The following is a 22,819-nucleotide window of genomic DNA, read 5'->3' as shown; positions in this document are numbered from 1 at the left end:
CTCAATTCTCCTTTTGATCGTGTGCTAAAGAGTTTGTAACAAGATGGCGAAACCCGCCAGCCTCTTCTTTTCGGACCTTCCTTTTCAGCAGCGACTCAGCATAAATCATTGGTGCTGTATGCTGCAGAAGGTAATTTCGGAAAATCAGTTCCGGATAGCAGCTCAAGTGCCCGGCCAGCGCCTCGCCAGCCAGCCTCCAAAACTTGCTCTCGCTGTAGCCGTAATGCTCTTCAAGTGCAAAAGACAGTTCTGTTAAATGAAAAACAAACAATGTATCCATTACTAGCTCTCTTAGTGCTTCAATGGAAGACATCCAATAAAACTCATCTTCCCCGCCATTTTTAAACTGTTCATGAATCTCTGTAAAGTCAGGAACCTGACTGGGCTTTTCCAAAAAGTCGTGATGATACTCCGTACTGTCATGAAAGTCTCTTAAAGCAACACGTGTTGGCCAGCCATTTTTATGAAGGAGGATCATATTCTGGGCGTGCGCCTCCACAGCAAGGCCATGGGCTGCGAGCAGATGCCAGACCGGAACCACACTTACTTCCAATAGCCTTTTTAACCAGTTTTCAATTCCATAGTGTTTTAGCCATTTATCGATAAATAAGGAACCGTCCCTCTCCATTAACGGCAGTGCCGTAAATGGCACAGCCTCCTCATCCTCTTCTAGATAGAGGCGAACACTTTCGCGCCAAATAGCTCCCAGTTTGCTCTGTGTTTCTCCCCCTTTTGGCTGATAGGCAGCCCCTGCATATTCCTTCAAAACGATCAGGGAAGCCTCTTCCTTTAAAAATGGATCTCCTTCCACCGTATCTGCTATCCAGTTGGAAATATGGGGAGCAGCACAGATGGCGTGTGTGTCCAATGTTCTTAGCGAAGAGGTATTCACCATATTCATGGATAGTTTTAAATGAGCCTTCTCCGGATTTGTCACGTTCCATAGCGTTCGGACTGACTGGGTTGCCCGATAAGAATCCCCGCTGCTTTTAAACAGAACGACATCTCCTTGATCCAGTTCATCTTTTATCTGCCTTACCTGCCAGGGATGAATTGGCAGAAAGGTGTATTCTTCAAAGGTTTTTCCCATCTCATGCAGCTCCATCAGCAGCTGGCCGAGCATGAAAGGACCCAGCTCCCTCTCCCAGAATTCCTTTTCATCCTCAAGGAGAGCAATTTGGCAATGCTCCCGTCTTACCGCTGTCCATTGCAGTGCAAAAGACTGACCTGCTTCCGGCCCAAATGCAGCATGGTCTTCAAGTGAAAATCCGGTCCTTGCCTTAAAACAAGGATGATAGGGATGTCCTTCCCATATTTCAGATTCCAGCTCTTCATAGCTGAATGTTCTCCTTGAAGGAGATGGCATTAGATGGGTTTCATTCCATTCGCATAGCTGAACGGTTTGCTGCAGCTCGTGAATAAGCATGCTTCTTTTATCAGGATCAGGCACGAGGTCCTCCGCCAGCTCCTCAATACTCGTTTCAGTGCGGGAACTATCGCTTTGCACGGAGCGGATGCTGCCTTCCTTTAGCCGCACACGGTCAAACGCAGCAATGCTTCCCTCACAGCAGTAAGTACGCTGATTTCCGTAAATGGTGAAGCTTACTAAAGGATCTTCCGGCCGGATAGCTGTTTTTTCATAGTCCATCAACCCCTCAAAAAGAACAGCTTCCAATAACTGTCTGATGACTCTTCTTTCTGCCTTTTTAGACGGCAGCGGATGCAGCTTCTGCATAGTTCTCCTCCTTCTTACTAATGGCAAAAGGATTTGGGATATAGGTGTACACTGCTTGTTCATTCTTTGCCAGCAGTTCATCCACGTCATGGAAACGGGTTAACAGGTTAGCTTTATAGGCCAGCTTTTCTGAGTGCAGGATATGGGCGATGAATGCTTTCCCCTGTCTAGACAGCTCCTTTTCAAGATGGCCAAGCTGTTCACGGCACCATTCAATCAAAAGATCTTCACTAAAGAGACTGTCCTGCCCGAATCGGCAAATCACAGAAAAGAGCTGATTCATAAATAGGTAATACGTGAATCTTTCCTGAATGAGATCATCCTCATAAAATAGTTCCGGGCATTTTGCCAATGACGGCAGCAGTTCGCATAAATTTCCCCTATAAGAGTTTGATAGATAATAACCTTGATTATCACGGTAATAGTAAGCTTCCGGATAGCCCGATGATAGATCCAGGACACTATTTTGCTGATGGGCCTCAAGCGCAAGCCCATGTTCATCATATAATCGGAGAAGAGGTTCAATGGAGCATCTCCAATATTTTTCGAACCAATCCATGCTAATTTCCTGCGGATCTCTCATTTCCGCTTGTGCCAGCCTTTCAATCGTCCGCTGCAGCCTTGAGCGTTCTCCTGGCAGCGGATCCTGAACCAATGCCGCGATGGAGCTAATCCCCTTATCCTCTCTCTCTGGAAATGGGTTGGATCGAATAATGACCTCGAATCCTGACTCTTTTTGCCCCGGTAATTCAGCTGTTATATAGGCCGGATCATCAATTATCCGAAATGATGGATATTTTTCCGTAAAACGAAGCTTATCCTTTAACTTCGTCATTTCGGTACCTGCCCTTAGTTCATGAAGCCGGTTCGTCCTTAATGAATTCGTAATTTTTACCGGAACGGAAAATTTGAACATCCATTCTTTTTCCGGGCTGTAAACCGTTCTAATGGAAGAGGTAGCTGAATAATAGGCTCCCATTGGACCAAGATCTTTTATAAGATTTTTTTCAACCGCCTCTCTGACATGATTTTGCTGAAGCAGCCATTGAGCCTGAAGAGGGTGCATCGGAATGAGGCAGTTGTTATGCGGGACAGTAAGATGCGGAATCGATTTCTTTAATGAATGGAGTATGATCTCGCTTGCACGATTCTGGCTGGCTGAAGCTTCCCTGACTAACTCCCGGTCTATTTGAAAATAGTGAAGCTGAAAACGGCCTTTTAACTCCGGTGCATAGTGCGGATGCTGCCAGCCAGCCATTCCCTGCCTGCTCTTCGGTGTAGGGTGAAGCCAGTGTCCAAACAAAAGTGATTGCTCGGCTTCAATGAAGGTGCTTTCTTCGGAATATAGGCTAATCTTGTCATTCATTCTTTCTTCAACATAGGAAGCCATTATCTGATAGCTCTCAATCAGCCTGAGCACCAGCTCATCAAAATGAGATGCAAGTTCATGGCAGCCATTTGATTTGGCCATTAAGTGCAGTTCGTGGATAAGAGCAATCATCATCGGAAGCCGATCGTGCTGAATCCATTCCCGCCTTTGGCTGCAATATTTAACGGCACTGCCGATCAAATGCCTTCCAGTTCGTGATCGGTAAATGACTTCAACTGCAAACACAGTGGTCTGACCTGGAAGTTCTATCTCCACAACAGAGTCACCTGATAGCGGAATTGACGGCTGCTGCTCCTGGATCCACTCCTCCCTTTCCATCCAATATCCGCAATTTGCTTCTCTTAAGTAACTATTTATAAAAGCTTGAAACGTGGCATGTTCTGCAATTTGTTTGGCTGAATGAAGCATAATTCCATCCTTTCACCGAGTCTTTAGACCTAGTAATTGATAACCATTCTCAATAATAGTTAAAAAATTTGATTCCTTTCCATGAAAGAAATCAACCAATGGAAGAGACAGGGACACATTTAGGTCCCAGCCTCTCATTAAGATTTTTTTTCGCTTAAAAGCAAGGATTCAATCTCTTTCAATCCTTTATGGCGCTCAATCGGATCCCAATATCCCCAAGTGGTAGTAAGAGTATGTACATTGTCATTCTGAACAGCCTTTAGGCTTTTCCAAACCTCGCCCTGTGTGACAGAATCATAGAACTCTCCACTATTGAAATAAGAAACATCCAGGATATGATCAGGATTATACTTTGCTAATCCCTCAATCGAAATGTTCTCACCGAAATCCTCAGGTAGATTTTCTGCCGGTGTTAATTTCAAATCATCAAATAATAATGAATTTGTTGCATGGTTTGTACGTCCATATACACGAATATCTTTTTTGTTAATCGCTACTGCCATAAATGTTTCATCGCCCATTTTTTCACGAACACGGCTTCCAATCTCTTCTGCTTCCTTCTCAAGATCTTCAATCACTTTCTTTCCTTCTTCAAGCTTGCCGACCGCTTCGGCTACTTTCAGATGGTCTTCCTTCCAATCGCCGCCCACTTCTACCACAACGGTTGGAATGGTTTCAGACAGCTGATCATACAGAGGCTTATAGCGATCACTGATAATAAGAAGATCTGGATCCATCTTTACTATTTCTTCCGAGTTGATTTCATCGGCATAAGGCAGTGCCTTTACACCTTCAAGCTCTTCTGTTAAATGCGGCGGAAACTCATTATCATACGCCATCACTGCATAAGGCTTTACACCAACAGATACAAGCGAACCTTCACATGAAACGTGGGACAGCAGAATCACTTTCTTCGGTTCAGCAGGGACTTCTGCTTTACCGTACAAATGCTCAACGGTTCTTGTTTCCTCTGTCTTCTCCTTTTCCTTCTTTTCAGCTGCTTCTGTAGACACTTCCTCTTCTTTCCCACAGCCTGTTAAAACAAGTAAAAATAACATGAAAACAATGCTCAAAGGAGCAAAAAACTTCTTCATGGATGATTCCTCCTAAGCAATAATGAAATTCATTCTCAATGATAATCATTATCACCATAACTGAACATGGACTTTTTTAACTTCCTGCATGAACAAAATGAATTTCCCCAGAAAAAAAACAGCCGCAATTCTGCAGCTGCACAAGTTAACTTTTTTCTTCTAAACTCTTAAGCTTTGAGTTTGGCTTTAAGAATGCTGGACGGAAAAGCCTCCAGAATCCTCTTCCTCCCAATCGGCCCCCACGGATCCCACTCATGACTTTCAGGGTAATAGACATCTCCTGTCTGGACAGCCCGAATTTTATTCCAATCTGGAGTATGGGCAGTTCTCCACACATCCCTTTCATGACTCCATAAAATGAGAAGCTTGTCGGGGTTTAATTCCGCAATTTCCTTCAGGCTGACATTTCGGTAACCCTCAGCATGCAAATCGGGATGCGGCTGGAACCCCAGACCTTGAAAAAGAAGATCAAGTAAGGCATGGTTTCCCTTCCCGTAAAGGCGTATTCCTTCCGGACGAATCCAAATGACAGCCCATTTACCTTTTTTCGTTAATGGGCACAGCTCATCCCGCACCTTGCATTCCAAACAGTAAATATCTTTGTCTATGCATTCAGCACGGCTTTCACAGCCTACCATCGTTGCAATTTCATAAAGATACTGCCGCCAGTCTTGCTTCAAAGGCATATGATGAACTTGTTCCTGCTTTGAAAGCAGCACACTTTGAAGCTGGAACTGATGTAAAGGTGTTTTAATAATGCGGTCCGGATGGGTCAACAGAATATCATCCGGCTGAAATGGCTTTTCTGCGTTTAGCAATTTAGTTCCTTCCAGCTCTTTTTGAAGATAGCTCGGCACCCCGCTGCTCGCAGGATAGACGGTTGGATAGGACGGAGCTGCCACTGGCTGGATTCCGAGTGAGATGAGGTGATCCTGTAGAAACAACTGGCTGACAACAGCGATTCGCTCATTGACCCTTTTCATGAAAACAGAGGGGGGTATCTCTTCTTTGCTTTTAAAAAGGCGGCTGAAATAAAATTCATCCTGTAGCCCTATTTGCATGGCGACTTCCTTACCCGTAATTCCTCTCTTTTGGAGGAGCAATTTTTTGGCGGCTTTCATACGCTCTGCATTCAAAAATTCTTTCGGGGTCATTCCGGTCCTTTTGCGGAAAGCTCTTGAGAATGTTACCGTACTCATATTCGCTTTAGAAGCTAATTCCGCAACCGTTAATGGCCGGGACAGGCTGTTCCGGATCAGTTCCTCTGCCTCTTCCATTCGGTCTATTTCGGCCGCGTCTGTCAGGATGGACAACATCTCCCAGAGCAAGGACTGAAATCGGCATTTTGCCGATATCGAATTTTCTTTATCGCTTTTCTTCAGCCCTTCCCAAAGGGGCACCATTTTTGCCGGCGCCTGGTCTGCTAAGGGACCGGATAGCAAGTCCGACAGCATGTCCCCTTCTTTTGGCCATGAAAGCAAATAGACGGAAAGAAGAACAGAAGAAGACGATGTGAGGATGCCGGCATCGGAGAGGAAATAGCTTTTGTCCTCTTCTGCCCTCAATCTCTGGTTCCCGCTTACCAAGTTGCCTCTTCCCGATGATATATAAAGTAAACAAAAATGATTGCGATATTCATTTATTGCTTGGGATAAGCCCTCACGCAGGTTGAATGCAGCAATTTCAAACATATGGTTGCTCAGCAAGATAAATAGACACTCCCTTCTTTTTCCTGAAATATGAATTGACAAATGCTGTGAAAGGATAGTAGATTAATAACGATCTTCTACGTCGATAACGATTATCATTTTCATTTAAAAAAATACATAAAAAAGGACTGATCATCATGGCCAGAACTGCTGCTGACATAACCGAATCCTTGCAGCCCGTTCACCAAAAATCTATTACATGGGGCCTTATCGGCTTAGTACTTGTTTTTTTCGGCTTGCTCGCATCAATTGGACTTGGGGCCATCTGGATCCCTCCTTCTGTTGTTTGGGATTCTTTTATCTCTTTTCAAGATGGCCAAATTGAACACCAGCTGATCAGGGAAGTCCGTCTCCCGCGTGCCTTAACTGGGGCTCTTATTGGGGCAGCACTTGCAGTTGCAGGTACTATCATGCAGGGCATCACACGCAATCCGCTTGCTGATCCTTCTATCATTGGCATTACCCATGGAGCTGGACTTGCCATCGCCATTGCGCTTGCATTCATTTCGAGCGGGTCCTATTGGATTCTTCTAGTCTGGTCATTTGCAGGCTCTGCGGCTGGTGCCATGCTTATCCTCTCTTTTTCAATGGTTTCAAAAGAGCGGATATCTCCTGTGACTTTGACGCTTGCTGGAGCCGCTTTAAGTACTTTATTCAGTGCCCTTTCTACTGGCATTGCCCTTTATTTCCAGGTGGCTCAGGACTTGAGCTTCTGGTTTGCCGGAGGACTATCAGGAACCAAATGGCAGCACGTCTTTATACTGCTTCCCGCTGTTATCATCGGCTTGCTGCTGTCCCTGTGGATCAGCCGCTCTCTGACCATATTGGCATTAGGGGAAGAAGTGGCTGCAGGCCTGGGACAATCTCAGCAGAAAGTCCGGTGGATCGGGCTCATTGCCGTTATTCTATTATCTGGCGCAGCCGTTTCCATTGCCGGGGCGATCGGCTTTATTGGTCTTGTCGTTCCCCATATGGTGCGGATGTTAATCGGATCTGATTACAGATGGCTCATACCTTTAAGCGCCATTGCCGGTGCCCTTCTCCTGGTGATCGCAGATATCGGGGCACGGATGATCAATCCTCCATTCGAAACACCTGTAAGTGCAGTGACTGCCTTGATTGGGGTTCCATTTTTCTTATATTTATCCCGAAGAAAAAGGGGGTATATGTAATGGATTGGAAGCTTGCATTAAGCCGTTCCAAAACCTGGCTGGCAGCCTTTGTCTTTTTAATCATGGCCACCTTTGTACTGAGTCTGTCCACGGGTGTGATGCCTATCAGTTTTTCTGAAATATTGAACACTCTGACTGGCAGCGGCACCCCAAGGCAAGAGCTTGTTTTATTTCAGCTGAGATTGCCGAGAATGGTCATTGCCATGCTGATTGGTGCTGGGCTTGCTCTCTCAGGCAGCATTCTTCAGGGACTTTCTAGAAACTCCCTGGCCGACCCTGGCATTCTTGGTATAAATGCCGGCGCTGGATTGGCTGTCGTTTTTTCGATCTATCTTTTTGGACAAGAGAAAGGAAGTCTGCTTTCTGAACCTTTTTTCCTGCCTGTATTCTCCTTCATTGGGGCTCTTACCATTGCATCACTGATTTACCGGTTCTCATGGAAAGGCGGAATAGACCCGGAACGGCTTCTCCTTGTTGGTCTCGGATTTAATGCTCTTTGCGGTGCTCTTCTAATGATTCTGCAGCTGAAAATGGATCCAAAGGACTTCCAGCAGGCGGCCATTTGGCTGACAGGAAGCATCTGGGGAACTCGGTGGCCTTATGTATGGGCATTGCTTCCATGGATTTTGAGTCTTATACCGGCTGCGTTTTTTAAAGCAAGGACCATGAACCTTCTTCACTTTAAGCAGGAAGTTCCCGTTGCACTTGGCTTAAAAGTGGAGTCGGAACGCCGCTTGCTCCTTTGTCTTTCTGCAGCACTCGCAGGAGCATGTGTAGCCGTCGGAGGCGGAATCGCTTTTATTGGCCTGCTCGCCCCCCATCTGGCACGGCGGCTATGCGGACCCAATTACTTCAGCAGCCTGCCATTATCTGCGCTGATCGGTGCAGCCCTCGTGCTCATTGCAGACATGATTGGCAAAAACCTTCTGGCGCCAGCAGATATTCCGGTCGGAATTGTCATCTCGGTTATCGGTGCACCCTACCTGATCTTCATGCTGCTCACACGGAAAGGTTCGGGGATGAAGGTCTAACACTTGTAAGTGCAATAAAAAGGCCCATTCAAAAGTCCCTTTATGAATGGGCCTTACAGCTTTATTTTACTTCTTCAGGCTCTCTGTACTGCTTTTGGCCTAAAACATGATATACATCCTGACTGCTTTCAATAATAAACTCAGGCTTTGGCTTCCCTCGGTTCGCACGATGGCCTGCGATATGTACTTCGCTTGTTTCCCATGCCTTCCATGCCTCTTCAGATTCCCAGCGGATCATAACCATTATTTCTTCATCCCCGCTGCGCTGCTTTTTCTTCAATACATTTAAATCAAGAAACCCGGGCTGTTCCTCAATGATTCCTTCTCCGGCAAAGCGCTCCACCATTTTTTCCGCATGGCCCTCTTTAACCTTAATGGTCTTTAATTGAATAAACATACCTATTTCCTCCTCTGTCCCTTTTCTGTTATTATAATTGATAACGATTTTCATTTTCAACTATTATAAAAAAACAGATTCATTATTTTGTAAGTTTATAGTATCTTTAGATTATCGAAATTTTACTAAAATTAGTGAGGCAGCGACATGTGGAAAAATAAAAATGTTTGGATTCTATTATCTGGTGAATTTATTGCCGGGCTTGGCTTGTGGCTTGGCATTATTGGAAACCTTGAATTTATGCAGGAAAAAGTCCCTTCTGATTTCTTAAAATCACTTATTCTTGCATCCGGTTTGCTGGCAGGCATTGCGGTTGGCCCCCTTGCCGGCAGGATCACAGATCAGCTGAATAAAAAGACGGTAATGCTCGGAGCAGGTTTTGTCAGAGCCATTAGTGTCATTTTCATGCTAGTTGCCATTCAAACCGGTTCTGTCTGGTGGATGGTTCTGTTCCTGGTTGTTATACAATTGTCAGCAGCCTTTTACTTTCCTGCACTGCAGGCAGCCATCCCTCTTGTGGTTGCAGAAAAAGATTTACTGCAGCTGAATGGTGTACACATGAATGTTTCCACCCTTTCCAGGATATTAGGTACAGCCCTGGCTGGTGTTCTATTAGTCATTCTGCCATTATCCATGCTTTATATCGGATCTCTGGTAGCATACCTGATTCTATTCGGACTCACCTGGTTAATGGACTTCGAGGAAAAAAGGGACCAACGAAGTACAGGAAAAGAGTCTGCCAAAAGCAGCGGAGGGTTCAAGGAAGTTTTCCCGATTATTAAAGGCCTTCCCATTGTATTCATGACATTGATTTTAACCCTGGTCCCATTGCTGTTTCTTGGCGGCTTCAACCTGATGGTCATCAACATCAGCGAACTCCAGGACAGTTCATCCATTAAAGGATTAATCTACACCGCAGAAGGAATCGGCTTCATGCTTGGCGCATTTATCGTCAAACAAATCAGCCAAAAGCGTTCGCCATATGCTATTTTATTTTTCTTCTCATTTGTCATTGGCGTCTCACAGCTTCTTCTGTACTTTGCAGATGTGCCTGTGCTATCCATTGTGGCCTTCTTTGTATTCGGGTTCGCGGTTGGCTGTTTCTTCCCAACTGCAGCTACCATTTTTCAAACGAGGGTGCCAAAAGAATTCCACGGAAGATTTTTCTCCTTCCGAAACATGCTCGATCGTGTTATTTTCCAAATCGTGCTCCTGCTGACAGGATTCCTGCTTGACGCAGTTGGCCTGCAAATAATGGTCGTAATCTTTGGCATTCTATCCCTGGTGATGACAGCATCTTTCTTCGCTAAATCCCGCAAGCTTCGGACAGAAGTGCACATAAATGAAAAAGTAAGCACGTAAAAAAACCGGCTCACATACGAAGTGAGCCGGTTTTTGCATGAACTTTTGCTTCTGATGGCCATTTGGGCATTCGGATCTCTATTTGTGCTAATTTCACTATTCAAACCCATTGCGCAAATAGCATGGAGCTATGTACGGATATAATCTTTCATGTGCAGATAGTTAATTTATGTACCATAATATTTTTTCAGTGTTATAACTCTACTAGATCTGCCAATGCGTGTACTCTCAACTTTATCACCGAAGAAAATATTAATCTGGGTTTATCATAACTTCTTCGCCTAGTTATGCACACAATCAATTCTGCCCTACTTCACCAGCTGCTTTACCAATTCCCGATTCCGCTTTTTAAAAACATCATTATGAGACGAAACCATCGCTGCCCCGGCAGCATCCGGCTCAATATACTGCTTGGCTTTATTGACTGCATTAGCGGCGTCCTGGAATGCCCCGGCTATCAAATGCAGTTTGCCATCATGTTTAAGGATATCCCCGGCCGCATAAAGACCCCCTACAGACGTTTCGCTGTTCGCGTTTCCGGCAATATAGAAATCCTCCAGCATTTCAATGTTCAAATTGCTATTTTTCAAAAGTGCAGTATCCTGTTCATATCCATGGTTAATCACCACTTCATCGATCGCCAAATAAGAAACCTCACCCGTTTGATGATTCGTCAGTTCGACCTGTTTAATTTCTTCATGATTTCCGCCTGCGATCAATTTGGTTATCGATGTATTGCTGATGCAGATAACCGAGCTATTCATAAGCTGGGAAACTTGAGCTTCATGGCCGGTTAACGCCTCTCTCCTGCAAGTGATATACACCTGCTTCGCAACCGGCTCCAATTCATTCGCCCAGTCTACTGCCGAATTGCCCCCTCCTGAAACAATCACCGTTTTATCCTTAAAGTGTGCAAGAGACTTAACTGTATAGTTCAGATTGGAGATCTCAAAGCGTTCAGCACCTTCCATTTGCAGCTTCTGCGGCTTTAAAATCCCGCTGCCAACCGCGACAATGACCGTCTTTGAAAAATGCGCTTCGCCTGAAGATCCCTTCAACACAAATAAACCCTCTTCATTCTTGCTGATGGATTCCACTTTTTCATTAAGGACAACCGTTGGGTTAAACGTTAGTCCCTGCTCTACCAGCTGTTCGATCAGCTTTGCTCCTGGAGTTGGCATCAGCCCGCCAACATCCCAAATTATTTTTTCCGGATACACATGGATCTTTCCGCCCAGCTGAGGCTGGAATTCAATCAGCTTCGTTTTCATTTCTCTTAAACCACTGTAAAAAGTGCTATAAAGTCCCGCAGGACCTCCTCCAATTACTGTTACATCATATATATCCGCCTGCTTCATTTCCGTTCACTCCTATAACCAATTATTATTGATTATCATTCTCACTTAAACTATACGACCTTTCCTCTTCTTTTACAATGAATTTTTTTCTGAGTACTTTTCTCGGAAATTCTGTTGACAGAAAAAACAGATAGACTTATAGTAAAAAGGAACCGACATTGATAATCATTATCATTAGAATACACTCTCAAACAAACGGAGGTTACATCATGGTCCGCCTATATACAGATGGCTTGAACATTGGGTATAGTGAACGCTTGATTGTGAAAGATCTCAGTGTCCAGATTCCTGATAAAAAAATCACAACGATTATTGGCCCGAATGGCTGCGGGAAATCCACCCTTTTAAAAGCAATCACCCGGATCATCTCCCACCAATCGGGAAATGTCATTCTCGATGGGGAGAACATCTCAAAAGAAAATACGAAAATCCTTGCCAAGAAAATGGCAATCCTGCCGCAAACGCCCGAAAGTGCAAGCGGTTTAACGGTTGGCGAGCTCGTCTCATACGGACGCTTTCCTTACCAGAAAGGCTTCGGAAGATTAACGAAAAAGGATTATGAAGTCATCGACTGGGCACTCGAAGTGACAGGCACAAAAGAGTTTAAATTCCGGCCTGTTGATGCTCTGTCAGGCGGCCAGCGCCAGAGAGTGTGGATCGCCATGGCTCTTGCACAGGAAACAGATATCATTTTCCTTGATGAGCCGACTACTTATCTAGATATGGCACACCAGCTTGAAGTTCTGGAGCTGCTTCAAAAGCTCAATGAGGAGCAAGAGCGGACGATCGTAATGGTTCTGCATGATTTAAACCAGGCAGCCCGTTTCGCAGATCATATCGTTGCATTAAAAGATGGTGAAATTGTTAAATCAGGAAGCTATGAAGAAGTCATTACACAGGGTGTCTTAAGGAAAGTATTCAATATTGATGCAGTCATCGGGCGGGACCCCCGTACAAACAAGCCAATGTGTATTACTTATAATTTACTAAAAGGAGAAAACCAACATGAAGAAACTATTGATCCCGTTTACCATCTTGCTGCTTCTGCTACTTAGCGCCTGCGGCAATACCGAAGAAAAAGATACAAGCTCATCAGAACCAAAAGAAGACAAGAAATCAGGCACAGTAACTTATGAGTCTGAGACTGGACCTGTTGAAGTCCCTGCTGACCCTAAGCGTGTTGTCCTCCTCTCTGGATTTACTGGAAATGTCATGCAGTTAGGTGTTAATATCGTAGGAGTTGATACATGGTCTAAAAATAACCCTCGTTTTGAAGAAGAATTGAAAGATGCTGAAGAAGTATCAGAGGATAACCTAGAAAAGATTATTGAACTAGAGCCAGACTTGATCATTGCATTATCCACTGTTAAAAATTACGATAAACTAAAAGAAATTGCACCAACCGTCACTTATACATGGGGAAAATTAGATTATCTTTCTCAGCATGTTGAAATCGGCAAGCTCCTGAATAAAGAAGAGGAAGCAAAAAAATGGGTCGAAGACTTTGAACAGCGTGCAGAAGAAGCTGGTGAAGAAATCCGTGCCAAGATTGGCGATGATGCAACCGTTTCTGTATTCGAAATCTTTGATAAGCAGCTTTATGTATTTGGTGATAACTGGGCACGCGGAACTGAAATCCTGTATCAGGCAATGGACTTAAAAATGCCGGAGAAAGTAAAGGAGATGGCATTAAAAGATGGCTATTATGCCATTTCGACTGAAGTGCTTCCGGAATATGCAGGAGATTATATCGTCCTTAGCAAATACTCCGATGCAGATCATTCGTTCCAGGAAACGGAAACGTACAAAAATATCCCTGCTGTAAAAAATAATCGTGTCTTCGAAATGGAAGGCAATGGCGCATCCTTCAGTGACCCAATCACACTTGATGCACAGCTGGAATTCTTTAAAGAATCATTTTTAGGAAACTAATACTGTAAGAGGGATTCTTATTTTTGGGAATTCCTCTTTCCTATTTAGAAAAGCGCAAGGCGCCTCCTCCTAAAAGCGAGCGCTTCTAGTCGGGCGATGATTTGTGAAGCGAGACAGTTATCCAATTTCAAAGATATAGGTTCTGATTCTATAAAGAAAGATGAGAATACAATGACTAAAGATGCTCAACCCTTCATTCCATTTATATATAAACTGGCAGCAGGCTTCGCTATTTTTGCCGGCATGTTTGTGATTGCCTGTGTGTTTGGGGCAGCCGATGTAACGGTCAAGGACGTTTGGCTGGCGCTTACTTCTAATGCTTCTGGAGAAAAAATTTCGATTATTCGTGAAATCCGCCTGCCCCGTGAAATGGCTGCTATTTTCGTCGGCGCTGCTCTTAGCATTTCCGGGGCCATTATGCAGGGAATGACAAGAAACCCTCTTGCTGATCCGGGACTGCTCGGATTAACAGCTGGTGCAAATGCCGCTCTTGCCATAACGCTGGTTCTTATTCCCTCAGCAAACTACATCGGGATCTTGTTCGCCTGCTTTATCGGTGCAGCTGTCGGAGCCCTGTTGGTTTTCGGCATGGGCGCCATGAAAAAAGGAGGCTTTTCTCCTATTCGGATCGTTTTGGCCGGAGCTGCGGTTTCTGCCTTCCTTTTTGCAATAGCAGAAGGAGTCGGCATCTATTTTAAGATTTCAAAAGATGTCAGCATGTGGACTGCAGGCGGACTCGTCGGCACATCCTGGACCCAGCTGCACGTGATTATACCGGTTATCTCAATTGGAATTCTTATTGCCCTTTTCATGTCCAAGCAGCTCACTATTTTAAGCTTGAATGAGGAAGTTGCTGTAGGTTTGGGCCAAAACACAACTCAGATTAAAGTCATTCTGTTCATTTTAGTTACCCTGCTTGCAGGCGCATCAGTGGCGCTTGTGGGGAATATGGCGTTTATCGGGTTAATGGTGCCTCATATCGTTCGTGCTATTGTCGGTACGGATTATCGTTTTATTCTGCCCATGTCCGCCCTCACAGGAGCTACCTTTATGCTTCTGGCCGATACACTGGGCAGAACCATCAATGCTCCTTATGAAACACCAGTTGCAGCGATCATTGCGGTAATGGGGCTTCCTTTCTTCCTGTTCATTGTCCATAAAGGAGGTAAGACGTTCTCATGATCCAGCCAGAATTAGTAAAAAAACAGCTGATTTTAATTGGAATTTTATCAGCGCTCATTATGATAACCATTGTTATTGGTATGGGATTAGGCTATGCCTCCCTTTCATATGACCGCTTGATCCCGACGATCCTGGGACAGGGCACTTTTAAAGAAGAATTCGTGTTATTTTCGATTCGACTGCCGCGGGTATTTATCACTGTACTGGCCGGCATGGCACTTGCATTGTCCGGTGCCATTTTACAAGGAATAACTCGTAATGATCTGGCGGACCCGGGCATCATTGGCATCAACTCCGGTGCCGGTGTAGCGATCGCCGTTTTCTTTCTGTTCTTCCCGATTGAAGCTGGCTCTTTCATCTACATGCTGCCGCTATGCGCATTTTTCGGTGCTTTACTAACAGCCATTCTTATCTATGCTTTTTCCTATAAAAAAAGTGAAGGGCTTCAGCCTGTAAAAATGGTGCTGGTCGGGGTCGGGTTTTCCATGGCGCTTTCAGGTGTCATGATAGTCCTGATCTCATCTGCTGAAAGAGAGAAAGTCGATTTTATTGCTAAATGGCTATCAGGGAATATATGGGGGACGGATTGGCCATTCATCTGGGCACTCCTTCCATGGCTTCTTCTGCTTATTCCATTTACTTTATATAAAGCAAATCGTTTGAATCTCTTAAGCCTAAATGAGCCAGTCGCCATTGGAATAGGGGTATCGATTGAAAAAGAACGGATCATCCTTCTGCTTACGGCTGTTGCATTGGCAGCCTCAGCTGTGTCTGTAACTGGCGGAATTGCCTTTATAGGCTTAATTGCGCCGCACATGGCTAAAGCACTTGTCGGACCGCGTAACCAGCTGTTTATTCCGATTGCTATTCTTTTGGGAGGATGGCTTCTATTATTCGCTGACACGATTGGCCGGAATCTCGTTGATCCGGACGGACTTCCGGCTGGCATCATGGTCGCACTCATAGGGGCTCCTTATTTTATGTATTTATTATTAAAAAAATAATTTTCCCTTTATCAGTAAGGCTGCATTCCTGGATGCGGCCTTTTAACCTTGATTTCCTATTTAGCACTCCTTACCATAAAAGAGGACATTTACATGACATTCTATCGGGACATTAAGGTTATCCTCACTATAAACAGGGAATGGAAGTAAGTGAATCATCCATAGGAAAGGACTTAATTTTCCATGGTTTATTTTTTAACAGCCATCTTCATTATCTTTATCCTTTACGGTATACTCCCCACTGTGATTATACGAAAGCTAAATTGGGGGATTGTAAAAGAAATAGCAGAGCCAAACGCTATTGCGTTAACCTTTGATGATGGCCCTGATCCCAGCTATACTGCCCGCCTTCTCGATGTCTTAAAGAAGCATCATGTTAAGGCAACCTTTTTTGTCGTCGGGGAAAAGGCAGCACAAAGGCCAGAGCTGCTAAAAAGAATGCATGCTGAAGGCCACGCAATCGGCATCCATCACTACCGGCACATTTCAAGCTGGATCTTGGGACCTGTCTCGTTAAAAAAACAGCTGATCCGAACAAAGCAAATAATTGAACAAACAGTAAATGCAGAGGTCATTCTTTACCGGCCTCCATGGGGGCATTTCAATTTATTTTCCCTTTGGATCGCCAGGAACTATGAAATCATTATGTGGACAGGCATATTTAAAGATTGGAAGGTCAAGCATATCCAGGAGAATTTTTCGGAGATTTTAACGGAGGCATCCAAACCAGGGAGGATTTTTCTGCTTCATGACAGTGGCAAAACCCTTGGCGCTGACGCTGGTGCTCCAGAGTATATGATCCGCCATTTGGACGATTATCTTCAGCAGGCAGCAGAAAAAGGGATACGCTTTGTTTCTTTAAAAACAGGAAATCGGGAGTAGTATTGCGATGGGTACGGAAACACTTATTGATTTTATTTCATCATACGGGTATTGGATCATTTTTTTATTTCTATTTTTCGGGATTGTCGGCATACCGGCTCCCGAGGAATCGCTGTTATTCCTGATTGGTGTATTAATCGGAAATCACAAGCTTGCCTTTGGGCTGTCTGCTTTCAGCGCTGAGATGGGTGCGTTGCTTGGCATGCTTGCAGCCTATTGGATCGGCAAAAATGCCGGAAAGCCTTTCCTAAAAAAATATGGTAAGTTTATTGGCATAACGGAAGAACGATGGAAAAAGGCCGAGAAAAGCTACCTAAATGATCATCGGCTAATGAATTTTTCCCGGTTTCTATATGCCTGGCATACGCCAAATAAGCCCGTATTTTGCAGGGATTTCAAAAGTTCCATTTCTTCGGTACTTCCTTTATTCCCTGGCGGGCTCTCTTTGCTGGGTGGTCCCCATAATCGGAGCCGGATATTTTGCAGGAGACCTCTTTCACATTAATCCTAAACATGCCCCCTTTCTTGGGGTCCTGTTATTAGCGATTTTCTTAATATACATGCTTTTTAAATATGTGAAAAATAAAATAAAGTAAGGAAAGGAGGGCCAATATGAAAGTTCTGGTGCTTCCATTATTCCAATTTCCCACCGGGCATTTAAAAGTTGCCGAAACGATCGAGGAACATGTCCTGGAACAATACCCTGATGCGGATATTAAAATAGTCGATTTTTTAAGCTATTGCAGTGTAAAACTGGAGAAACTTGTGTCGGGAATTTATCTAAAAGGATTTCTCGGAGCCCCTTTTCTTTACAGGGCTTTATACTACACCATCATGTACAAGCAGCATCCATTTAAAATGCAGCCTGATTTGCAGGTGTTATCATATTACTTTGAAAGAAAAATGCAGAAATTCCTTGAAACGGAAAAGCCAGATCTGGTATTTTGCACCCATTCCTTTCCATCCGGAATCATTAGCTCATTAAAACAAAAAGGGCGTTACCAGCGCTTTATAGCGGTGAATGTATATACAGACTTTTTTATTAATGATATATGGGGCAAGCATGGGATTGACTATCATTTCGTTCCCCATCACGAAGCAAAGCAAAAATTAATAACCAAACATCAACTAGCTGGTGAAAGTATTTTTGTCACAGGTATTCCTGTAAGCACAACGTATCAGTTTCCCTCACCTCATAAAGCAGAACGGATTCGCCAGGTTCTGGTTGCCGGGGGAAACAGCGGCTTAGTGGACTCATTCGATCTAATTAGTGCAATGCAAAAACTTCCTCATATTCAATTCAGGATCCTTTGCGGAAATAATGAAGAACTTTTTGCGGAACTTCAAAAGCTGCATTCCGAGCAAATAGTACCGATTGGTTACATCCATGATCCTGATGAATTGAACAAGCTATATGAAGAAGCAGATGCCATCATGACTAAACCGGGCGGCGTTACCATAAGTGAAGCCCTTCAAAAAAGGCTGCCCATTCTGATTCACACTTCCCTTCCAGGGCAAGAGGAAATCAACATGGATTTTCTGCTGGAAAAGGGGCTTGCGATCGTCATCAATAATGACCAAATGATTAAACAGCTTAAGGATGAGGCAACCATTCTGGCTTTAAGGAAAAACATCGATGCCTATCTGCAAGAAATCACTTGTCCGCTGGAGGCTGCCATACACAACGCAATTAAAGATACAGGCAGAAAAAATGCAGAGCCAGTTCATTCATTAAAAGCCATTCCTACCGTATATCATTAACAGCCTGGAGATTCCAGGCTGTTTTTTTGCATACTTTTTCTCAGTGCCGGGCAACATAATAAATTTAGGTTATAGAAACTGCCTCCATTGTCCATACTTAATATGGAAAATGCATAGAAAGAGGAGTAAATATGAAAAAGTATACGGTTATTTTATTAAGTTTTATCCTTCTCGCTGGCTGCTCCATGGAAAAAGACAGCGGGAAAAGCGAAAACAAATTAGAGGTTTCAATTCAGACGCCCGAATCAATCACCCCCCATGAGGATGTAATTTTAAAAGCAATCGTTACACATGGAGACGAAAAAGTAATGGATGCTAATGATGTTGTTTTTGAAGTATGGCAATCTGGGCGGAATGACCGGGAAATGCTCAAAGCTGAACACCAGGGCGATGGCATTTATTCAGTTAAAAAGAAATTTCCTGAAAATGGACAATACTTTGTTGTAGCCCACGTCACAGCAAGAAATATGCACCGGATGCCGACAAAGCAAGTCATTGCCGGTACACCTGAAAATACGGTTGTCTTTCAGGAGGAAGAACATCCACATAGCCATGTTTCGATTAACCTGAAAACAGATGGGACCCTCAAACAAGATGGGAAAGCTAGATTAACGGCTGAAATACTGAAGGAAGGCGAGCCTTTAACCAATGCAAATGTTAGCTTTGAAGTCTGGCAGGATGAACAGCAGCAATCTGAATATATAGAAGCCTCAGAAAGCATCCCGGGTGAATATCTTGCAAGTAAGTCCTTTTCAGAATCAGGTTCTTACCAAATTAAAGTTCATGTAACTAAAGAAGAAATTCATGAACACCAACTCAGCCAATTAACAGTGAAATAACAAAAAAAGCTGGAATCTCCAGCTTTTTTTGTTCAATCAAACGTTTGATTGATTTTATCAAGCACGCCTTCGTCATAAAGGATCTCCTCAACAGATGGCCTATCTTGCAGATCATCAATATCCTCCTGGCACCCTACAGTAAAACGGGTATAGGAATACTCGTATCCATCTCCCATCGTTGAACCTGCTCCCCTTAATTTGATGCAGTGCTCCGGGATTTCTTCACGATTTCCCTTTTCATCAACATAATAATATAAGTCTTCAATCAAGCCTTCACTTTGCGGCAAAGCGGTAACAGCGTACCCTTTCTCATTTATCCTAAACACATCATACTCCCCTTCTGTTTCCGGTTCTTGCGCTTGCCCGAATTCATGGAGAATCATAACTTGTCCAGCATATCCTTGAGGAATCAGGTACAGATCATTTGTCTTTGCCTCCACTTCGGCTTTTTGAAGAATCCAAAGCAGGCCCATCGGCAGCAAACCAGCCAATAGAATTGCCGCTGCATTTAAAGCAGCAATTTTCCCGGCAGGCATTACCCGGTCCCATTTTCGCAGCTCGTCCACCAGGAAGAAAAGCACCGCAGAAAGAAGAGCAAAGAAGGCGAACCCTTTAATAAAAAAATAAGTGACTGCACCCAGCATCGTATGTATAAAAGCAGCTGCTGGAAGCCGCCAGCGGATGAACCTGTTTGTAATAAATTCCGACAGCAATGAAACCGGAACACCGTAAATGACATTTCCAAATAGACAATAGAGGAATATCATGATCAAGACAAAAGAAAACATTTCACCTTCTGTAAAGAGTAAAAGCAGCCAAAAGCCAAAAGTGAAGACGATGGATGAATAAAGTGCTGTTTTTAATTTGGATAATAGCATCAGCATCACCCCTTATAATTGTGAATAGATTCACATATATTGTAACATGAAAAGGATTTATCCTATAAATGTTATGGAAAAAACAGTCTAAATCATCCATTAAAGTTAGGAGAGGCTGCTCTTCAAAGTTTATGCACCACTTTCACCGATATACGCACCACTTTTTCCATTTATGTCTCAATCTCGTTCACTTATGCGTAACTTTCCGTTTTTATGCACCACTTCCCATTCCACCGTCTGTTATATGTACGAAGATTAATCTTAATAAAGAAAAAACCTGCTCCAGCAGGAAACAGGTCATTCACTTTTTCTCACTCCGATTAGAAACCCTTCATAGATTTGTTCCATTCTGTTCTCTCTTTCGGTTCCCCAATCGACATTCAAATGGGCCACCACTCCAAGATTTTCAGCAGGAAATGTTCCGTTTCTTGGGGTGGAATAGATAATATTATCCTTATCCATTTGGAATGGCTGCGGCTCCACACTGACATGTTTGTCCATGACCTTCGTAATCATGCCGCTCTCTTTATCAATCTCCACCGTCACCTGAAGCCTCACGTCTGCAGTTTCCGTTTTAAGATCCCGATACACCGTCTTAATCGGTCCATCCCCTTCCGATTCTCCATAAGTGAACATGACCTCACCCGTATCTTTATCCAGGATATCAACCACCGTAAATCCATCCTTCGTATTCCGGTCAACCACCACATCCGTTTTCTGATTTGGTATTTCAAAATACAGATCTTCCAATGCCACCTGGTGTAATCCCAATGAAGGGTCATCTAATTGATCTGTTTCCGGTATATCAACACCCGGCTGCTCGGAAGCATTTGGCGGAATCCCTTTCTCTCCTCCAAACATCTCCAGACCGACAATACTCAAGATTAATATAGCTGCAGCCGTTAAAACACTGGACCACGATCTTTTCATTATCCTCCCCCACCTTTTTCGCCGGCTGTAGTGAGCGGAAAACTGCCGGATCTCCTGATGCATTTCATCCTGAAGCTTGCGTGGCAAAAGCGGCTTTGGCATCGACTTTAATTCATCCAGAATTTTTTCATGGTCCCTGTTTGCCATTACATAAATCTCTCCTTCTCTTTTTGCAAAGCTTTGATTGCCCGGTGAAATGTCAGCCGAACTTTCCCTTCGCTCCAGCCCAGAATTTCAGCAGTCTCCCCTATCGTCATTTCTTTTATCCCGCGTAAAATGACCACATCCCGGTAGCTTTGCTTGAGTCCTCTAACCGCTTTATAAAGAACCTGATGAGTTTCGCTCATCTCCAGAAATTCCTCAGGATTATCCTTGCTGCTAGCTTCCTCGCTTTTCATAAACAAATAGTTCTTCAGCCGCTCCCTCTGCCGCTTCCTGATTTCATCTATTCCTACATGCCTCGCAATGCCAAAAAGCCATGTCTTCGGACTGGACCTCTCCTGAAAAGAATCTATATTCCGGATAGCCCGAATAAAAACCTCCTGGACGAGATCTTCCACATCACCCGTACCAAGGGTATAAATTAAAAAATGATAGATATCATGGCTGTATTCATAAAACCACTCACTGATCCTGCTGTCAGACATCGATAATCCCCCGATTGTTTAAACTGCTAATTAGTCGGCCAGCGGCCTCGTTTGTTTCACTTTTTTAAGACTTTTTTCTAAAGATTGTGTTTTTAAATAGATAAACACTGATAAATAAGGTTGGTTGATAGGAGCGTAAGGTGCGAGACTCCTCGAAAATGCATTCGCATGTCCTTCAACCACTTCTCATAAAAATTCCGATCGACCAAGAACGCATCATAAAACGCCATTAAAAGTTAAGACTACTACAGAATGGAAGTTTTCAGAAGAACTGATACGAAGCGACCAAAACGCGGCAAACAGTTAGATGGAATCTCGATTAGAAACGCGACTTTTATAAAACAGCAGCTCCTTTAATGTTTTAAACAAAGCCAGTACGGGAAAGAATCCGTACATAGGAGGGTATAATATGTCAAAAATACTAGCGGTTTTATCAAGCGGTTATAAAGATGAAGAAAACAATTACCATACAGGCTGGTGGGGAGAGGAATTATTCGCTCCGCTGAATGCCCTGGAAGAGGCTGGCCATCAGGTAAACCTTGCTTCTCCATTAGGGGGAAAGCCTGAAATTGATAAAATGAGTATTGGGGAAGAATATGATCCTCAAGGCACTTATAAGGCGCTTTATGAATCAGGGCGTGCCGATGATACACAAAAGCTATCCGATATTAACCATGATGACTATGATGCTGTCCTTGTTGTCGGCGGCCATGGAGCTATGTATGACCTGGCTAAAAATGCGGACCTTCATAACATCATCAATAAGATCTATGATAACGGCGGGATCGTTGCTGCTGAATGCCACGGTCCAGCACCGCTGATTTGGACAACCCGCCCGGACGGCAAAAGCATTATCTCCGGCAAAAAGGTAACAGGCTATCCGGACGAAATTGAACCGGAAGTCTTGCTTGACATTCTTCCGTTCAGCCTTGAACAGGAAATGCGCAATATTGCCGAGTACGACCAGGACGACTTAAACAAACCCGCACACGCCGTGTGGGCAGACGATCAAATCGTCACAAGCCGCGACCCATTTTCTTCTGAATTAATGGGCGAAGAGCTGGTAAAAGCACTTCAAAACAACAAGTAAATCGAGTAGGAGGGGGTG

At 43.9% G+C, this 22,819-nt stretch carries 21 protein-coding genes; 12 read left to right on the top strand and 9 right to left on the bottom strand.

Features of this window, described 5'->3' with window-relative positions:
• Position 1: 1 nt before the first annotated feature.
• The 4 genes from J7I93_RS22735 to J7I93_RS22720 form a co-directional block, all read right to left on the bottom strand.
• Positions 2-1,735 (bottom strand): IucA/IucC family protein, encoded by a 1,734-nt coding sequence (locus J7I93_RS22735; protein WP_214728820.1) that lies wholly within the window; start codon positions 1,733-1,735, stop codon positions 2-4.
• Positions 1,707-3,533 carry an IucA/IucC family protein gene (locus J7I93_RS22730; RefSeq protein ID WP_214728818.1) on the bottom strand — a complete coding sequence of 609 codons (1,827 nt, stop codon included), beginning with the start codon at positions 3,531-3,533 and terminating at the stop codon, positions 1,707-1,709. Before J7I93_RS22730 ends, J7I93_RS22735 begins: the two co-directional genes overlap by 29 nt.
• Positions 3,534-3,670: 137 nt before the next feature.
• Positions 3,671-4,627, bottom strand: coding sequence for an ABC transporter substrate-binding protein (locus J7I93_RS22725; protein ID WP_214728816.1), 957 nt, complete (start codon positions 4,625-4,627; stop codon positions 3,671-3,673).
• Between the two features lie 167 nt (positions 4,628-4,794).
• Positions 4,795-6,213 carry a helix-turn-helix domain-containing protein gene (locus J7I93_RS22720; RefSeq protein ID WP_251025964.1) on the bottom strand — a complete coding sequence of 473 codons (1,419 nt, stop codon included), beginning with the start codon at positions 6,211-6,213 and terminating at the stop codon, positions 4,795-4,797.
• 260 nt (positions 6,214-6,473) lie between these two features.
• Here J7I93_RS22720 and J7I93_RS22715 point away from each other — a divergent pair, with 260 nt between their 5' ends.
• Both J7I93_RS22715 and J7I93_RS22710 read left to right on the top strand, forming a co-directional pair.
• Positions 6,474-7,508 carry a FecCD family ABC transporter permease gene (locus tag J7I93_RS22715; protein WP_214728814.1) on the top strand — a complete coding sequence of 345 codons (1,035 nt, stop codon included), beginning with the start codon at positions 6,474-6,476 and terminating at the stop codon, positions 7,506-7,508.
• Positions 7,508-8,539 carry a FecCD family ABC transporter permease gene (locus J7I93_RS22710; protein WP_214728796.1) on the top strand — a complete coding sequence of 344 codons (1,032 nt, stop codon included), beginning with the start codon at positions 7,508-7,510 and terminating at the stop codon, positions 8,537-8,539. Before J7I93_RS22715 ends, J7I93_RS22710 begins: the two co-directional genes overlap by 1 nt.
• Positions 8,540-8,600: 61 nt before the next feature.
• Here J7I93_RS22710 and J7I93_RS22705 read toward each other — a convergent pair whose 3' ends face one another.
• Positions 8,601-8,936, bottom strand: coding sequence for an antibiotic biosynthesis monooxygenase family protein (locus J7I93_RS22705; RefSeq protein WP_214728794.1), 336 nt, complete (start codon positions 8,934-8,936; stop codon positions 8,601-8,603).
• 147 nt (positions 8,937-9,083) lie between these two features.
• Here J7I93_RS22705 and J7I93_RS22700 point away from each other — a divergent pair, with 147 nt between their 5' ends.
• The gene (locus J7I93_RS22700; protein WP_214728792.1) at positions 9,084-10,298 is read left to right on the top strand and encodes an MFS transporter; all 1,215 of its coding nucleotides are present in this window, start codon (positions 9,084-9,086) and stop codon (positions 10,296-10,298) included.
• 308 nt (positions 10,299-10,606) lie between these two features.
• Here J7I93_RS22700 and J7I93_RS22695 read toward each other — a convergent pair whose 3' ends face one another.
• Positions 10,607-11,656, bottom strand: coding sequence for an NAD(P)/FAD-dependent oxidoreductase (locus J7I93_RS22695; protein ID WP_214728790.1), 1,050 nt, complete (start codon positions 11,654-11,656; stop codon positions 10,607-10,609).
• A gap of 209 nt (positions 11,657-11,865) precedes the next feature.
• Here J7I93_RS22695 and J7I93_RS22690 point away from each other — a divergent pair, with 209 nt between their 5' ends.
• The 8 genes from J7I93_RS22690 to J7I93_RS22655 all read left to right on the top strand — a co-directional run bounded on the left by J7I93_RS22690 (position 11,866) and on the right by J7I93_RS22655 (position 19,256).
• Entirely contained in the window at positions 11,866-12,711 is an 846-nt protein-coding gene (locus J7I93_RS22690) for an ABC transporter ATP-binding protein (protein WP_214728788.1), read from the top strand.
• On the top strand, positions 12,662-13,588 hold the full coding sequence (locus J7I93_RS22685; protein WP_214728786.1) for an iron-hydroxamate ABC transporter substrate-binding protein: 927 nt from the start codon (positions 12,662-12,664) through the stop codon (positions 13,586-13,588). The genes J7I93_RS22690 and J7I93_RS22685 overlap by 50 nt, the downstream gene beginning before the upstream one ends.
• Before the next feature lie 171 nt (positions 13,589-13,759).
• Positions 13,760-14,770, top strand: coding sequence for a FecCD family ABC transporter permease (locus J7I93_RS22680; protein WP_214728784.1), 1,011 nt, complete (start codon positions 13,760-13,762; stop codon positions 14,768-14,770).
• On the top strand, positions 14,767-15,774 hold the full coding sequence (locus tag J7I93_RS22675; RefSeq protein ID WP_214728782.1) for a FecCD family ABC transporter permease: 1,008 nt from the start codon (positions 14,767-14,769) through the stop codon (positions 15,772-15,774). The genes J7I93_RS22680 and J7I93_RS22675 overlap by 4 nt, the downstream gene beginning before the upstream one ends.
• Positions 15,775-15,957: 183 nt before the next feature.
• The gene (locus J7I93_RS22670; protein ID WP_214728780.1) at positions 15,958-16,656 is read left to right on the top strand and encodes a polysaccharide deacetylase family protein; all 699 of its coding nucleotides are present in this window, start codon (positions 15,958-15,960) and stop codon (positions 16,654-16,656) included.
• Positions 16,657-16,663: 7 nt separating this feature from the next.
• A complete protein-coding gene (locus tag J7I93_RS22665) occupies positions 16,664-17,161 on the top strand; it encodes a DedA family protein (protein ID WP_214987701.1) in 498 nt (165 codons plus the stop codon).
• Between the two features lie 107 nt (positions 17,162-17,268).
• Entirely contained in the window at positions 17,269-18,417 is a 1,149-nt protein-coding gene (locus J7I93_RS22660; RefSeq protein ID WP_214728779.1) for an MGDG synthase family glycosyltransferase, read from the top strand.
• Positions 18,418-18,548: 131 nt separating this feature from the next.
• Positions 18,549-19,256, top strand: coding sequence for a FixH family protein (locus J7I93_RS22655; protein WP_214728777.1), 708 nt, complete (start codon positions 18,549-18,551; stop codon positions 19,254-19,256).
• A 32-nt stretch (positions 19,257-19,288) separates the two neighbouring features.
• Here the strand turns inward: J7I93_RS22655 and J7I93_RS22650 are convergent, their stop codons facing one another.
• From J7I93_RS22650 to J7I93_RS22640, 3 genes are all read right to left on the bottom strand, one after another.
• Positions 19,289-20,134: a DUF6843 domain-containing protein gene (locus J7I93_RS22650; RefSeq protein WP_214728775.1), complete on the bottom strand. Its 846-nt coding sequence runs from the start codon at positions 20,132-20,134 to the stop codon at positions 19,289-19,291.
• Between the two features lie 297 nt (positions 20,135-20,431).
• The gene (locus J7I93_RS22645) at positions 20,432-21,211 is read right to left on the bottom strand and encodes a hypothetical protein (RefSeq protein ID WP_214728773.1); all 780 of its coding nucleotides are present in this window, start codon (positions 21,209-21,211) and stop codon (positions 20,432-20,434) included.
• Entirely contained in the window at positions 21,211-21,711 is a 501-nt protein-coding gene (locus tag J7I93_RS22640; RefSeq protein WP_214728771.1) for an RNA polymerase sigma factor, read from the bottom strand. Before J7I93_RS22640 ends, J7I93_RS22645 begins: the two co-directional genes overlap by 1 nt.
• A 409-nt stretch (positions 21,712-22,120) precedes the next feature.
• On the opposite strand from J7I93_RS22640, the gene J7I93_RS22635 reads away from it, so the two are divergent.
• Complete coding sequence (locus J7I93_RS22635) at positions 22,121-22,801, top strand: type 1 glutamine amidotransferase domain-containing protein (RefSeq protein ID WP_214728769.1); 681 nt, start codon at positions 22,121-22,123, stop codon at positions 22,799-22,801.
• The last annotated feature ends 18 nt before the right edge of the window (positions 22,802-22,819 follow it).

Origin of the sequence: Bacillus sp. ISL-47, assembly GCF_018613175.1 — a bacterium.
GTDB lineage: Bacteria > Bacillota > Bacilli > Bacillales > Cytobacillaceae > Cytobacillus.
The sequence above is the reverse complement of the archived record's forward strand: the minus strand, read 5'-3'. Positions and strand labels throughout refer to the sequence as shown.

Excerpts from the sequence above, each read along its gene's own strand:
- J7I93_RS22735 (WP_214728820.1), bottom strand. The coding sequence starts at position 1,735 with ATGCAGAAGCTGCATCCGCTGCCGTCTAAAAAGGCAGAAAGAAGAGTC.
- J7I93_RS22730 (WP_214728818.1), bottom strand. The coding sequence starts at position 3,533 with ATGCTTCATTCAGCCAAACAAATTGCAGAACATGCCACGTTTCAAGCT.
- J7I93_RS22725 (WP_214728816.1), bottom strand. The coding sequence starts at position 4,627 with ATGAAGAAGTTTTTTGCTCCTTTGAGCATTGTTTTCATGTTATTTTTA.
- J7I93_RS22715 (WP_214728814.1), top strand. The coding sequence starts at position 6,474 with ATGGCCAGAACTGCTGCTGACATAACCGAATCCTTGCAGCCCGTTCAC.
- J7I93_RS22710 (WP_214728796.1), top strand. The coding sequence starts at position 7,508 with ATGGATTGGAAGCTTGCATTAAGCCGTTCCAAAACCTGGCTGGCAGCC.
- J7I93_RS22705 (WP_214728794.1), bottom strand. The coding sequence starts at position 8,936 with ATGTTTATTCAATTAAAGACCATTAAGGTTAAAGAGGGCCATGCGGAA.
- J7I93_RS22700 (WP_214728792.1), top strand. The coding sequence starts at position 9,084 with ATGTGGAAAAATAAAAATGTTTGGATTCTATTATCTGGTGAATTTATT.
- J7I93_RS22695 (WP_214728790.1), bottom strand. The coding sequence starts at position 11,656 with ATGAAGCAGGCGGATATATATGATGTAACAGTAATTGGAGGAGGTCCT.
- J7I93_RS22690 (WP_214728788.1), top strand. The coding sequence starts at position 11,866 with ATGGTCCGCCTATATACAGATGGCTTGAACATTGGGTATAGTGAACGC.
- J7I93_RS22685 (WP_214728786.1), top strand. The coding sequence starts at position 12,662 with ATGAAGAAACTATTGATCCCGTTTACCATCTTGCTGCTTCTGCTACTT.
- J7I93_RS22680 (WP_214728784.1), top strand. The coding sequence starts at position 13,760 with ATGACTAAAGATGCTCAACCCTTCATTCCATTTATATATAAACTGGCA.
- J7I93_RS22675 (WP_214728782.1), top strand. The coding sequence starts at position 14,767 with ATGATCCAGCCAGAATTAGTAAAAAAACAGCTGATTTTAATTGGAATT.
- J7I93_RS22670 (WP_214728780.1), top strand. The coding sequence starts at position 15,958 with ATGGTTTATTTTTTAACAGCCATCTTCATTATCTTTATCCTTTACGGT.
- J7I93_RS22665 (WP_214987701.1), top strand. The coding sequence starts at position 16,664 with ATGGGTACGGAAACACTTATTGATTTTATTTCATCATACGGGTATTGG.
- J7I93_RS22660 (WP_214728779.1), top strand. The coding sequence starts at position 17,269 with ATGAAAGTTCTGGTGCTTCCATTATTCCAATTTCCCACCGGGCATTTA.
- J7I93_RS22655 (WP_214728777.1), top strand. The coding sequence starts at position 18,549 with ATGAAAAAGTATACGGTTATTTTATTAAGTTTTATCCTTCTCGCTGGC.
- J7I93_RS22650 (WP_214728775.1), bottom strand. The coding sequence starts at position 20,134 with ATGCTATTATCCAAATTAAAAACAGCACTTTATTCATCCATCGTCTTC.
- J7I93_RS22645 (WP_214728773.1), bottom strand. The coding sequence starts at position 21,211 with ATGGCAAACAGGGACCATGAAAAAATTCTGGATGAATTAAAGTCGATG.
- J7I93_RS22640 (WP_214728771.1), bottom strand. The coding sequence starts at position 21,711 with ATGTCTGACAGCAGGATCAGTGAGTGGTTTTATGAATACAGCCATGAT.
- J7I93_RS22635 (WP_214728769.1), top strand. The coding sequence starts at position 22,121 with ATGTCAAAAATACTAGCGGTTTTATCAAGCGGTTATAAAGATGAAGAA.